The following is a 12,675-nucleotide window of genomic DNA, read 5'->3' on the forward strand; positions in this document are numbered from 1 at the left end:
ACCGAAGCAGGACGTTCCTTCATTCTACCCTCATCCTATTCCTTCTCGAACACGGCCGATACCCAGCTGCGCAGCGTGCGGTGGCGCTGGTAGCGCAGGCCGTGCTTGCTGGCCTCGGCCTGGATTTTCGGGAGGTCTTCCTCGTAGAAGCCGCTGAACAGAATGGGCCGGCCGCTGGGCAGCAGGCGGGCGTATTCGTGCATGTCTTCCAGCAGCACGTTGCGGTTGATGTTCGCCAGAATCAGGTCGAACGGCTCCTCATTGGCGAGGGTTTCCACGCCGCCCAGGCGGCACTCAATGCCGTGGCAGTTGTTTTCGGCGGCGTTGTCGCGGGCGTTTTCCACGGTCCAGGGCTCGGTGTCGACGGCCAGCACCTGGCGGGCACCCAGCATTTCGGCCATGATGGCCAGAATGCCGGTGCCGGTGCCCATGTCCAGCACGCGCAGTCCCTTGTGGTCCACATCGAGCTGGTTTTCAATCATGAGCGCCGTGGTTTCATGGTGGCCCGTGCCAAACGACATACGCGGCATTATCACAATGTCGTAGTCGACGCCGGCCGGCTCGGGATGGAACGGTGCCCGCACCGACACGCGGTCAGCAATGATGAGCGGCTGGAAATTCTTTTCCCACTCGGCGTTCCAGTTCTGGCGGGTGATGACGCGGTGCGAGTGGCTGAGCTCGCCCTGGCCCTCGTAGCGGCTCATGACTTCGGCCACCGCGTCGGGGTTGAAAATATCCTCGGTAGTGTAGGCGCGGAAGCCGTCGTCGGTGTCCTCGAAAGTGTCGAAACCCACTTCGGCCAGCTCGGCCACCAGAATGTCGGCCAGCTCGCGCGGGGCTTCGACGGTCAGTTCAATAAAATCCACTTCGTTTAGTTATGAGTTAAAAGTCAGGCGTTAAGAGCTGTGAATCGAAAGAACTGAATTGAAACCGTTTATAAATTCAACTCATAACTTTTAACTCCTAACTCTTAACTCTCCTAATTGGTCTTGCAGCCGGCGAAGGAGCGCACGGTGGTGTAGTGAATGCTGAAATCGGCGCGGCTGCGGTCCGTGACCACCAGCAGCACGTAGTCGGCAAAGTCGCGGGCAGGCGCATCGGCCCACAGGCCGGCTTTATCGGCAAACAGCTTGTTGTTCTCCTTGAAAATCAGTACATCGGCAAAAGCTTCTTCCGGCTCCACGTACACCGTGCCGTAGCAATAGCTGCGCCGGCCGGGGTCGGTTTCGAGGTACACCGAGCCGTAGATTTTGCACGGCTCCAGCGGGCCAGCAGCCGGGCTTTTTGTGGGCAGCAGAGCCAGCAGAAGGGTGAGAATGAAGGAGAGCATGCTGGGAAGGATTGAGTTTTGAAGATTAAGGATTGAGCGTGGGATGTCAAATGCAATGCCGCGTTGCGCGTTCAACCCAACCCTCAACCCTAAAATTTCAACCCTGCTTAAAACGACCGGATAATCGTGGTGAAGTCGGCCGCTTTCAGGGCCGCGCCGCCGATGAGGCCGCCGTCCACGTCGGGCTGCGAGAACAGCTCCTTGGCGTTCTGCGCGTTGGCCGAGCCGCCGTAGAGAATGGTGGTATCGAGGGCGGCCTGGGCGTCGTAGGCGCGGGCAATCTGCTCGCGGATGAAGGCATGCACTTCCTGCGCCTGGGCGCTGGTGGCGGTGCGGCCCGTGCCAATGGCCCAGATGGGCTCGTAGGCAATCACAACCTGGGCAAACTCCTCGTTGCTGAGGTGGAACAGCCCGTCGGTGAGCTGCTTGCCGATGTAGCTGAACGTCTCGTCGGCTTCGCGGGTCTCCAGCGACTCGCCCACGCAGAAGATGGGCTTGAGGCCGGCCGCCAGGGCGGCTTTCAGCTTCTGGCCCAGCAATTCATCGTCTTCGCGGAAATACTGGCGGCGCTCCGAGTGGCCCAGAATCACGTATTCGCAGCCCACCGAAGCCAGCATCTTGGCCGAAACTTCGCCGGTGAAAGCGCCGCTTTCTTTCTGGTGGCAGTTCTGGGCCCCGAGATGGAAATTGGAAGCCTGGGGCAGCTGCTGGCCCACGCCGTGCAGGAACGGAAACGGCGGGCAAATAACGACCGTGGGCGCATTGGCTGCGCCCGATTCGCCGGCCAGGCTCGCGATTTCGCCTACCAGGGCCAAGGCCTCGGGGTAGGTTAGGTTCATTTTCCAGTTGCCGGCAACAAGTTTTTGGCGCATAATCGAGCGGGTCAGGTATGGGGGTTGGGACTGACCGCAAAGCTACGGGCCAAACCGGTGGCCGCGCACCTGCCTCGCGCCGCGCGCTTACTCGCTGGCGCGTACGGCGTTGCGGGCAGCAATTTCGGCCTCTACGGCGGCAGCGGCTTCGTCGCGCACCTGCCAGGCCGTTTTGCGGCCGCCCAGCCGCGAGAGCACGAAGCCCGCAATGGCCACCACCGTAGCGCCAACCAGCGCGGCCCAGCCCAGCTCGGGCACTTCGCGCAGCCGCACCACCCACACCGCCACCAACGCCCAGGCCACCACCAAGGGGAACACCATGTCGCGGAAGGCCCGGCCCATAATCAGCCCCAACGCCACCACCACGAAAATCAGCCCCAGCGTGAGCGTCACCGAAGCGCCCTCGGCCGTTTGCCAGCCCAGCTGCCGCAGCCCGATGGTGATATTAATAACCGAAGCCACCGAAATCCAGCCCAGGTACAGCGACAGCGGCACGCCCGCCAGCGCCGGGGCCGCATCGGCAAAAATGCGCCGCCGCGCCCGCCCATAAGCCACTACTAGACAGGCGAGAATGAGCAGCATCACACCTAGGCTGGGCAAAATCAGCTCGTAAGCAAACAAAACAACCCAGGCTCCCGTGGCAATATTGGCCAGCGTGAGCGGCTTGGCCAGGGCGTCGGGCAGCGATATTTGCCGCTGAGCCTGCAGCAGCTGCCACACCGCGTAAATGGCCAGGGCCAGAAAAATCAGCCCCCAGATGCTGAATGCGTAGCCCGCCGGCGTGAGCAGCGTGGGGTACTTGGCCGATACCATGCCCATCGTTTGCCCAGCGAATGGATGGGTATTCGAATAATAATTGAGGGCAATGTTGCCGACGATGGCCAAAGCTGTTAGCCAGCGCCACAGCCGGCCCGTGCCCGACCGATTAGCTGCAGCGTAGTGGTCCGGGGGCGTTGTAGCGGTGGGCATAATCACGGGGTGGGGTGAGAGGGGCGGCGAACTTACGTATTAATCCTAACTACTGGTTCTACGTTTCTTAGCCCGACCCGATTCACACGCTACAGTTCACAGCCATGGCATTGCCTGCCAACACATTAGCCGGCGCGCACCTAACAAACCGGCCCAACTGCAATAGTACATTTGGGCCGAGTAGTCAGTTGTCTTACTATCAACAGCTTAGGAAACCTTTTCCGCCAGAAAACGGGCCGTGTGGTTGGTGTCTTTCAGCTTCACCATATCCTCCGGTGTGCCTTCGAATAGCAGATGCCCGCCGTTCAGCCCGCCCTCGGGGCCGAGGTCGATAATCCAGTCGGCGCACTTGATGATGTCGATGTTGTGCTCGATGATGAGGACGGAATTGCCCTGTTCGATAAGTGCATTCAGTGCGCCTACCAGCTTGGCAATGTCGTGGAAGTGCAGGCCGGTGCTGGGCTCGTCGAAGATGAACAGTATTTTATCCTGCTGCAACGTAGCGCCTTTGGTGAGGAAGGACGCTAGTTTCACGCGCTGGGCCTCGCCGCCGCTCAGCGTATTGGCCGACTGCCCGAGGCGGATGTAGCCCAGGCCCACGTCCTCCAGCGGCTTGAGGCGCTCGGCCACTTTGGGCTGGCTCTGGAAGAACTGTACGGCGTCGGACACCGTCATTTCCAGCACCTCGTCAATTCCCTTATCCTGGAATTTGATTTCCAGAATGTCCTGCTTGAATTTGTGGCCGCCGCAGCCTTCGCAGGTCAGGTAGATGTCGGCCATGAACTGCATCTCAATTTTCACCTGGCCTTCGCCCTGGCACACCTCGCAGCGCCCGCCGTCTACGTTGAAGCTAAAGTGCGAGGGCTTCAGCCCCCGCGCCTTGGCCAGCGGCTGCTCCGAAAACAGCGTGCGAATCTGGTCGTAAGCCTTCACGTAGGTGACGGGGTTCGAGCGCGACGACTTGCCGATGGGGTTCTGGTCCACGAACTCGACGTGCGTCACCTGCCCGTTCACGCCCGTCAGGCGGTCGAATTTGCCGGTGCTCTCGCCCGCGCCGCCGCCCAACATCTTCATCAGGGCCGGCGCCAGGATGCGCTTGATGAGCGTGCTCTTGCCCGAGCCCGACACGCCCGTGACCACGGTCATCACGCCCAGGGGCAGCTTCACGCTCACGTTTTTGAGGTTGTTTTCGCGGGCGCCGGTCAGCTCCAGGGCGTTGCGCCAGGGGCGGCGCACCTTGGGCACCGGCACTTCCAGCCGGCCACTCAGGTACTGGCCGGTGTAGGTTTCGGTGTCTTGCAGCAGGGCATCCATGGTGCCCTGGAACATCAGGTTGCCACCGCCGCTGCCGGCCTCGGGGCCGATGTCGATAATCTGGTCGGCGGCCTCCATCATCTTCTCCTCGTGCTCCACCACCACCACGGTGTTGCCGAGCTGCTGCAATGAGCGCAGCACGCCGATGAGCTGCTCGGCATCCTTGGGGTGCAGACCTATGCTGGGCTCATCGAGCACGTACATAGAGCCCACCAGCGCCGACCCCAGCGACGTGGCCAGCGAAATGCGCTGGCTTTCGCCGCCGCTCAGCGTATTGCTCAGGCGGTTCAGGGTGAGGTAGCCCAGGCCCACGCGGTTGAGGTAGCCGAGGCGGTTGGTGATTTCCGTCACGAGGCGCTCGGACACTTTGGCGTCGTGCTCGCTCAGGCTCATGTTCTCGAAGAATTTCAGGGCCTCCGAGATGGGCAGCAGCACGATGTCGGCAATGCTTTTCCCGTCAATCCGCACGTATTGCGCGTCTTTGCGCAGACGCGTACCGCGGCAGTCGGGGCAAGTGGTGCGGCCCCGGTAGCGGCTTTGCAGCACGCGGTACTGGATTTTGTGGGTCTGCTCGCTCACCCACTTGAAATACTTGTCCAGCCCGTCAAAAAACTTGTTGCCGGTCCAGAGCAGGCGCTGCTCGGCTTCGCTCAACTCATTATAAGGCCGGTGAATGGGAAAGTCGAAGCGGATACCGTTTTTCAACAGCGGCTTCAGCCACTCGCCCTGCTTCTCGGTGCGCCAGGGCGCAATGGCACCTTCGTACACCGTCATGCTCTTATCCGGAATCACCAAATCCTCGTCAATCCCCAGCACCGAGCCGAATCCTTCGCAGGTCTGGCACGCGCCGTAGGGGTTGTTAAAGGAGAAGAAGTTGACGCTGGGTTCTTCAAACGTCATCCCATCCAGCTCAAATTTGTCGGAGAAGGTGCGGACGTCGTCACCGTTCAGGTGCACCACGCAGGTGCCGTGGCCCTCGAAAAACGCAGTTTGCACCGAGTCCGACAGGCGGAACAGCAGGTCCTCGTCGCCGGGCCGCAGCACGGCGCGGTCAATCATGATGTACACGTCGCCCTTCACCTCGGGCTGGCCCTCTCCTACCAGGTCCTCAATCTGAGACGTCACGCCATCCACCACCACGCGGCTGTAGCCTTTTTGCAGCAGCAAATCCAGCTCCTTGCTCATGGCGCGGGTCTTGTCGGCGCGATGCAGCGGAGCCAGAATCATGGCCCGGGTGCCTTCGGGCTGCGCGGCCAGAAAATCAACCACGTCGGCCACGTTGTCCTTGCGCACCTGCTCGCCGCTCACCGGCGAAAACGTCTTGCCCACCCGTGCAAACAGCAGCTTGAGGTAGTCGTAAATCTCGGTGCTGGTGCCCACCGTCGAGCGGTTGTTCTTGATGCTGACCTTCTGCTCGATGGCAATGGCCGGCGAGATGCCGCGGATGTAGTCCACGTCGGGCTTATCCATGCGGCCCAGAAACTGCCGAGCGTAGCTGCTCAGGCTTTCCACGTACATCCGCTGACCTTCAGCATAAAGCGTATCGAAGGCAAGGCTCGACTTGCCCGAGCCGCTCAGGCCCGTGACGACGATGAACTGGTTGCGCGGCAGGGCCACGCTGAGGTTTTTGAGGTTGTGAACTCGGGCGTTTTTGATGAGGATGAATTCGCGCGGGTCGAGATTATCAATGGCGTTGTCGGCGGGGGCCGAAACCTGCAAAGCGTCTTTTTTGGGCATAAACGAACTAACAGCGGAGAGGGGCCGGAAGGTTTCGGCCGGCGGCAATTGCTGTGGGTACGAAGGTACGGCCGGGGCGGAGGCAGGAATAAATTGTTTTTTCCATAATTAGAAATTTGTCTAATTATCTTCGTAACATTGCGTCATCGTCCATCAGCCCTTGCCATGCACACACTTACCCGCTTTTTCCTCGGCACGGCCGCTGCCGCGCTACTCAGCATCACCAGTGTCCACGCCCAAACCGCCCGCCCCAGCCTCACCGGCGACTGGGCAGGCACGCTCGGGCCGCTGGAATTCACCGCCCACCTCACCGACCCAGCCGGCGGGCCGCGCACGGCTACGCTGGATATTCCGGCCCAGCACGCGCAGGGACTGGTGTTGCAATTCACCGCACCGGCCGACAGCGTGTACCTGCGCCTGCGCCAGCCGGCTGCGCAGTTTGCCGGCCGCCGCTCGGCCGACGGCCAGCGCCTGGAAGGCGAGTGGCAGCAGGGCCTGCGCTCGTTCCCGCTCACGCTCAGCCGTGCCGCCGGCACTGCTAAGCCCACCGGCCCCAAGCGCCCCCAAACGCCGCAGCCGCCCTTCCCCTACCAGTCGGCCGAGGTCACCTTTAAGAATGAGAAGGCCGGCATCACGCTGGCCGGCACCTACACTCTGCCCGCCGACAAAGGCCCGTTTCCGGCCGTAGTGCTGCTCACCGGCTCGGGGCCCGAGGACCGCAACGAAACCATCCTCGGCCACCAGCCCTTCGCCGTGCTGGCCGACTACCTCACCCGCCACGGCATCGCCGTGCTGCGCTTCGACGACCGGGGCGTGGGCCAGAGCGGTGGCACGCTGGCCGGCACCACCAGCGCCGACTACACCACCGATGCCCAGGCCGCGCTGGCGTGGCTGCGCGCCCAGCCTGGCATTCGCAAAAACCAGGTGGGTGTAATTGGCCACAGCCAGGGCGGCACGGCGGCCATTGGGGCGGCGGGCCAGCCTGCGGGGCCTGATTTCTTGGTGCTGCTGGCCGCGCCGGCGCTGCCGGGCGATGAGCTGATTGTGCAGCAGTCGCTGGCCCTGGCGCGGCTGCAAACCTCGGACGCGGCCCAGCTGGCCACCACCGAAAAGCTGCAACGCACCATGACGCAGATTGTGCAGCAGAACCCCGACAATGCCCAGGCCCGCACCAGGCTGCTGGCGTATTACAACGGCATCAATCCGCAGCTAGCCGCCCAGGCCGAGCCGCAGTTGGCCATGCTCACCTCGCCCGACTACCGCCACCTGCTGGCCGACCGCCCCGCCCAGACGCTGGCCAAGGTAAAGTGCCCGGTGCTGGCCCTTGGCGGCGGCAAGGACCAGCAGGTGCCCGCCATCGCCAACCTGGCCGCCACCACCGCCGGCCTGAAAACCGCTGGCAACCGCGACGTGACCACGAAAGAATTGCCCGGCCTCAACCACCTGTTTCAGACCGCCCCCACAGGCAATCCGGCCGAGTACGGCACTATCGAGGAGACGTTTGCGCCCAGCGCCTTGGCCGTGATTGGTGACTGGATTGGGCTGCATACCAGGAAATAACACGCTTCTGCCTTCTGCTTATTCGCTTCCCTGACGGCCGCTCCACAAGAGCGGCCGTTGACATTTGTAACCGAGCCAATAAGCAGAAAATGATAATGCCGCTAAAAAACATTTGTTGTACTTTTCAACCTCCATTTGCCTCCCACTCCAAGTATCTACCCTTTTTATATTCCGATTCGATGATTAGATTATTACTTACCACCTTTGTTTTTCTGGGTTTAATAGCACAGCTACCCGCTACGGCTGTGGCTTCCCCTCCCACGCCTGCCCCCCTAAATGGCCAGTGGAAAGGCCCGCTGAAGCTGCTGGGCGGTGAAATTTCCATCATCATCACCATCGTGCCGCTCACCAACGGCACCTACTACGCCGCGCTCGATGCGCCCCAGCAGCGCATCAGCCGCATGCCGGTGGATGTGGAGCTGAAAGACGACAACCTGACCCTACGCATCGAGCAGGCTGGCAGCAGCTTCGTGGGCAAGGTGCTGGAAGATGGGGCCACCCTCAGCGGCACCTGGAAGCAGCCCGGCCTGACGGCCCCCATGGTGCTCACGCGGGCTGCTGCCTCGCCGCAGGCCGTCACCAAGTTCAAGGCCACGCCGCCCTACCGCGAGTCCGACGTCACGTTCACCAACCCCGTCACGAGAAATCGGCTGGGTGGTACGCTTACTATTCCGGCCGGCGAGGGGCCGTTTGCGGGCGTGGTGCTGCTGTCCGACTCCGGCCCGCAAACCCGCGACGTTGACGTGAATGGCTACCGCATGTTTGGCCAGCTGGCCGACTACCTCACCCGCCACGGCATCGCCGTACTCCGTTTCGATGACCGGGGCGTGGGCAAATCGACCGGCAGCTACGCCAGCGCCACCACCGCCGATTTCGTGACCGATGCCCAGGCCGCGATGGCCTTTTTGCGCGGCCAGAAGCTGGTGGCCGCGCACCGCGTGGGCCTGCTTGGGCACGGCGAAGGGGCCAACGTGGCCTTGCTGGCCGCCGCCGCGCCGGGCCGCGCGCCGGCTTTTGTGGTGTCGCTGGCCGGCTACGGGCAGCTCGGCAATGAAGTATTGCGCCGCCAGCAGGGCGAAATCATGCGCCTGATTGGGGCCGACCCCTCGCAGGTGAAAGCCGCTCAGGACGTGTACCAGCGCACGGTGGATGTTATTCGCCAGACGCCTGACAACGCCGTGGCCCGCCCCAAAGTAGCCTCGCTGCTGCTGGGGGCTAATATGGGCGTCGATGCCAGCATGGCCCGCGCCCGCGCCGTACAGCTCACCTCGCCGTGGTCGCGCTATTTTTTCGATTTCGACCCGCAGGCCAAGCTGCCCAACGTGCAATGCGCAGTGCTGCTGCTCAATGGCACTTCCGATTTGCAGGTTTCGGCCAAGCGCAACATGACGCCACTCTACAAATCTCTGCGCCGCTCCAAACGCACGGCGGCGGAGTACAAGCTCGACGGCATCAATCACCTGTTCCAACCCGCCCCAGCTCAGTGGCCCATGATTAACGGCGTGCAGCAAGCCGTCTTCTCGCCCGAAGGCCTGAAAATCATTCATGCCTGGGTGGCCCAGGAAACCCGCCCGCCCGGCGACCCGCTGCCCGTGACGGTGAAGCGTCCCGCCACGCAGCGCAAGGCCAGCCGCACGCCCAGCCTCAGCCGGGCGCGCAGCTAACTGGCTAGACAATCCGACGTTACCGTCGTTTTGCCTATACTTGCCCCCGCAAGCCGGGCCGCCTTTCTATACGTCGGTGACTTGCGGTTCTTCTTCCCTCCTCTACCCAATGGCTGCTCTACCCCCGCCGCGCCCAGGCTGGTCCTGGCTCAATTCGCGCCCCATTCGCTGGGTTCGCCACTATTTTGGCTATTCGCGGGGCGAAGCGCGGGGCATGGTGGGCATTTTGCTGCTCATGCTGGGCTTCATCATTGCCCCTATGCTCCTGCGGCCTGAGCTGCCGCAGTACCTGCCCGATGCCGACCAAAAAGGCCTGAACGAGTTGGCCGCGCAGCTCAAAGAGCACCGCGCCACCGACCAGGCTTACGCCAGCCGCTACCCGAAACGGGAATACAAGAAGTTTGAGCACAGCGGCTCGCGCTACCCTGCCGTGCCCCAAGTGCGCCTTGCGCCCTTCGACCCCAACGCCCTCACCGCCGAAGACTGGGAGGCGCGGGGCGTGCCGCACTTTGTAGCCAGCCGCATAGTGAAGTACCGTGAAGCCGCGGGCGGCTTCAAAGCCAAAGCGCAGGTGCAGAAAATGTACGGGCTGGAAGATTCCGTGTACCAACGGCTGGCCCCGTTTATGCAGCTGCCCGATGCAGCGCCCAAACGCGACTACGCCGCCAATAATAAACCCGGCCTGGATGGCAAATTCCCGCCCTTCGCCAGCACCGACGGCCTGCCCGCCAGGTTTCCCCGCAAACCGCGCAACCTCCAACCCTTCGACCTGAACCGGGCCGATACCACGCAGCTGATGCAGATTCGCGGCATCGGCTCGGGCCGCGCCAAGTGGGTGGTGAAGTACCGCAACCAGCTCGGCGGCTACCTGCGGGAGGACCAGCTGGACGAAATATTCGTGCTGAAGGACGCGCCCGACCTGCGCGACAGCCTAAAGAAATACACCTTTATCGCGCCCGGCTACGTCCCCCAGACGGTGAATGTGAATACCGCCAGCTTCGACGAAATGTACCTGCAGCCCTACATCGGCAAGCCCCGGGCACGTATCATTGTGGCTTACCGGCAGCAGCATGGCCCTTTCAAAACGGTGGAGGATTTGAAGCAGATTCCCATTCTGAAGCTGGCCGACTGGGAAAAGATGCGGCCCTACGTGCGCTGCGAGTAGCGGGCTGGGGATATTCTATCCAACGAAAGAGCGTTATCTAATTATTGGCAATGGTTGTATCGCAAGCTGTTAAACTTAACGGCTCGGCTTCCGACAACGGCCGCCGCTCCTTTATCAAACCGGCCGTTTAAGCAATGATTTCAGCTTCAATTCCCGACGCCCCGGTGCACATCTCGTCTGGGCCGGTGGCGTTGCTGCTCCTGGCGGCCGGGGCCTCCACCCGCATGGGCCGGCCCAAGCAGCTGCTGCCTTACCACGGCCGCACCCTCCTGCGCCACGCCGCCGAAACGGCCGTAGCCAGCGGTTGCGCGCCCATTGTGCTGGTGACCGGGGCACTGCATGAGGAGCTATTGACCGAAGTTGCGGGCCTGCCCATTCAGGCTGTTCACAACGCCGACTGGGCGACCGGCATGGCCTCCTCCATCCGCGCGGGCCTGGGCGCGCTGCCCGAAACCGCGCCCGCCGCCGTGCTCATCATGCTCACCGACCAGCCGTTGGTAACGCCGCAGCTGCTGCGGGAATTGATGGCCCGGCAGCAGCAGACGCAGGCCCCCATCGTGGCCGCGGCCTATGGCGATACGCTGGGCGTGCCCGCCATTTTTGCCCCAACCATGCTACCAGAGCTGCTTCAGCTGCAAGGGCAGCAGGGGGCCGGGAGGCTCATTGCCAGCCTGGGCGCGGCGGTGGGCCGCGTGCCCTTCCCCGCCGGCCTGCTCGATGTGGACACGCCGGAGGATTACGCTGCGCTACTGTAATACGCTATGTGTTAATCTTTTTACTTCGTACCCGACTCCAGCTTGCGCAGCTTATCGGCCCGCCAGGTGGTGATGGCCACCACCAGCAGCGTCATCAGCCCGCCAAATACCACCGAGCGTACCGTGCCCAGCAGCCGCGCCGCCGTGCCGCTCTCGAAGGCCCCGATTTCATTGCTGGAACCGATGAAAATATTGTTCACTGCCGATACCCGGCCCTTCATGTACTCCGGCGTGTAGATGTGAATGAGCGTGGAGCGCACAATCACCGACACGGAATCGAACACGCCCGTGAGGAACAGCAGGAACAACGACAGCCAGAAATTAGTAGACAGCGCAAACGCAATGGTGGCCAACCCGAAGCCCGCCACCGCCCACAGCAGCTTGCGCCCGGCCCGGCGTTTCAACGGGTAATACGTAAGGAACACCGCCATCAGCACCGAGCCGATGGCCGGAGCCGCCTCCAACTGCCCAAAGCCCTTGGCTCCCACCTTCAGAATATCCGACGCGAACACCGGCAGCAGCGCCACCGCCCCGCCAAACAGCACCGCGAACATGTCCAGCGACAGCGCCGCCAGCACCAGCTGGTTGCCGAAAATAAAGCGCAGCCCGCTCAGCACACTGTCTTTCAGGTTGAGGCGCTCGCCCTCCATGGGCGGCAGCGGCCGGTTGGCAATGCGCGCAAACTGGAACAGCGCCAGCGCCAGCAGCGCCGTGCTCACCACGTAGGAATTGGTGATGCCCACCGCCGCAATCAGGTAGCCGCCAATGGCTGGTCCCAGCACCGCCGAGCCCTGATAAGTGGTGCTGTTCCAGGTGATGGCGTTGGGCAGCAAGGCGCGGTCGGGCAGCAGCTGCGGCATAAAGGAAAACAGCGCCGGCCCCATAAAGCCCCGCGCCAGCCCACTCACAAAAATCACCCCGTAGAGCGGCAACGTGTACAGCGAATCCTTCGCCAGAAGGTGAATACCGTAGGGACTGGCGAGGCCAGCCAGCGCCGCCGCGCACAGCACCAGCACCGCCAGCGCCACCACCACAATGTTTTTGCGGCGCATCGAGTCGGCTACGTAGCCGGCATACAGCGACACCACAATGCTCGGAATGGCCTCCGACAAGCCAATCAGGCCTAGCGCCAGCGGGTTGTTAGTGAGGTGATAAATCTGCCAGCTCACCACCAGCCCCTGGATGCGCGTGGCCACCGTGAGCAGAACGCGGGCCGACACCAGCCGGCGAAAATCGGGCACGCGCAGGGCCGCGTAGGGGTCGTGGGCCGGCGAAGAATCAGCAGATGGCAGCATAGAACGAGCACAAA

Annotated in this window: 10 protein-coding genes; 4 read left to right on the plus strand and 6 right to left on the minus strand. The window is 62.6% G+C overall.

Going from position 1 to position 12,675, the window contains the following annotated elements; translation table 11 throughout:
* Positions 1-35: 35 nt before the first annotated feature.
* The 5 genes from prmA to uvrA all read right to left on the minus strand — a co-directional run bounded on the left by prmA (position 36) and on the right by uvrA (position 6,222).
* Positions 36-866 (minus strand): 50S ribosomal protein L11 methyltransferase, encoded by an 831-nt coding sequence (prmA, locus tag I7X13_RS13905; protein WP_198075963.1) that lies wholly within the window; start codon positions 864-866, stop codon positions 36-38.
* A gap of 113 nt (positions 867-979) precedes the next feature.
* Positions 980-1,330, minus strand: a complete 351-nt coding sequence (locus I7X13_RS13910; RefSeq protein WP_198069096.1) for a hypothetical protein — start codon at positions 1,328-1,330, stop codon at positions 980-982.
* Positions 1,331-1,437: 107 nt separating this feature from the next.
* Positions 1,438-2,202, minus strand: a complete 765-nt coding sequence (gene tpiA, locus I7X13_RS13915; protein ID WP_198075964.1) for a triose-phosphate isomerase — start codon at positions 2,200-2,202, stop codon at positions 1,438-1,440.
* Between the two features lie 87 nt (positions 2,203-2,289).
* Positions 2,290-3,171 carry a hypothetical protein gene (locus tag I7X13_RS13920; protein WP_198075965.1) on the minus strand — a complete coding sequence of 294 codons (882 nt, stop codon included), beginning with the start codon at positions 3,169-3,171 and terminating at the stop codon, positions 2,290-2,292.
* A 207-nt stretch (positions 3,172-3,378) separates the two neighbouring features.
* Complete coding sequence (gene uvrA, locus I7X13_RS13925; RefSeq protein ID WP_198075966.1) at positions 3,379-6,222, minus strand: excinuclease ABC subunit UvrA; 2,844 nt, start codon at positions 6,220-6,222, stop codon at positions 3,379-3,381.
* Between the two features lie 165 nt (positions 6,223-6,387).
* On the opposite strand from uvrA, the gene I7X13_RS13930 reads away from it, so the two are divergent.
* The 4 genes from I7X13_RS13930 to I7X13_RS13945 all read left to right on the plus strand — a co-directional run bounded on the left by I7X13_RS13930 (position 6,388) and on the right by I7X13_RS13945 (position 11,366).
* A complete protein-coding gene (locus I7X13_RS13930) occupies positions 6,388-7,782 on the plus strand; it encodes an alpha/beta hydrolase family protein (protein ID WP_198075967.1) in 1,395 nt (464 codons plus the stop codon).
* Between the two features lie 179 nt (positions 7,783-7,961).
* The gene (locus I7X13_RS13935; protein ID WP_198075968.1) at positions 7,962-9,446 is read left to right on the plus strand and encodes an alpha/beta hydrolase family protein; all 1,485 of its coding nucleotides are present in this window, start codon (positions 7,962-7,964) and stop codon (positions 9,444-9,446) included.
* Between the two features lie 109 nt (positions 9,447-9,555).
* On the plus strand, positions 9,556-10,611 hold the full coding sequence (locus tag I7X13_RS13940) for a ComEA family DNA-binding protein (RefSeq protein ID WP_198075969.1): 1,056 nt from the start codon (positions 9,556-9,558) through the stop codon (positions 10,609-10,611).
* A gap of 134 nt (positions 10,612-10,745) precedes the next feature.
* Complete coding sequence (locus I7X13_RS13945; protein WP_198075970.1) at positions 10,746-11,366, plus strand: nucleotidyltransferase family protein; 621 nt, start codon at positions 10,746-10,748, stop codon at positions 11,364-11,366.
* Positions 11,367-11,386: 20 nt separating this feature from the next.
* Here the strand turns inward: I7X13_RS13945 and I7X13_RS13950 are convergent, their stop codons facing one another.
* Positions 11,387-12,661, minus strand: coding sequence for an MFS transporter (locus I7X13_RS13950; RefSeq protein WP_198075971.1), 1,275 nt, complete (start codon positions 12,659-12,661; stop codon positions 11,387-11,389).
* Positions 12,662-12,675: the final 14 nt, after the last annotated feature.

The sequence above is a fragment of the Hymenobacter negativus genome (assembly GCF_016056375.1).
Lineage (GTDB): Bacteria > Bacteroidota > Bacteroidia > Cytophagales > Hymenobacteraceae > Hymenobacter > Hymenobacter negativus_A.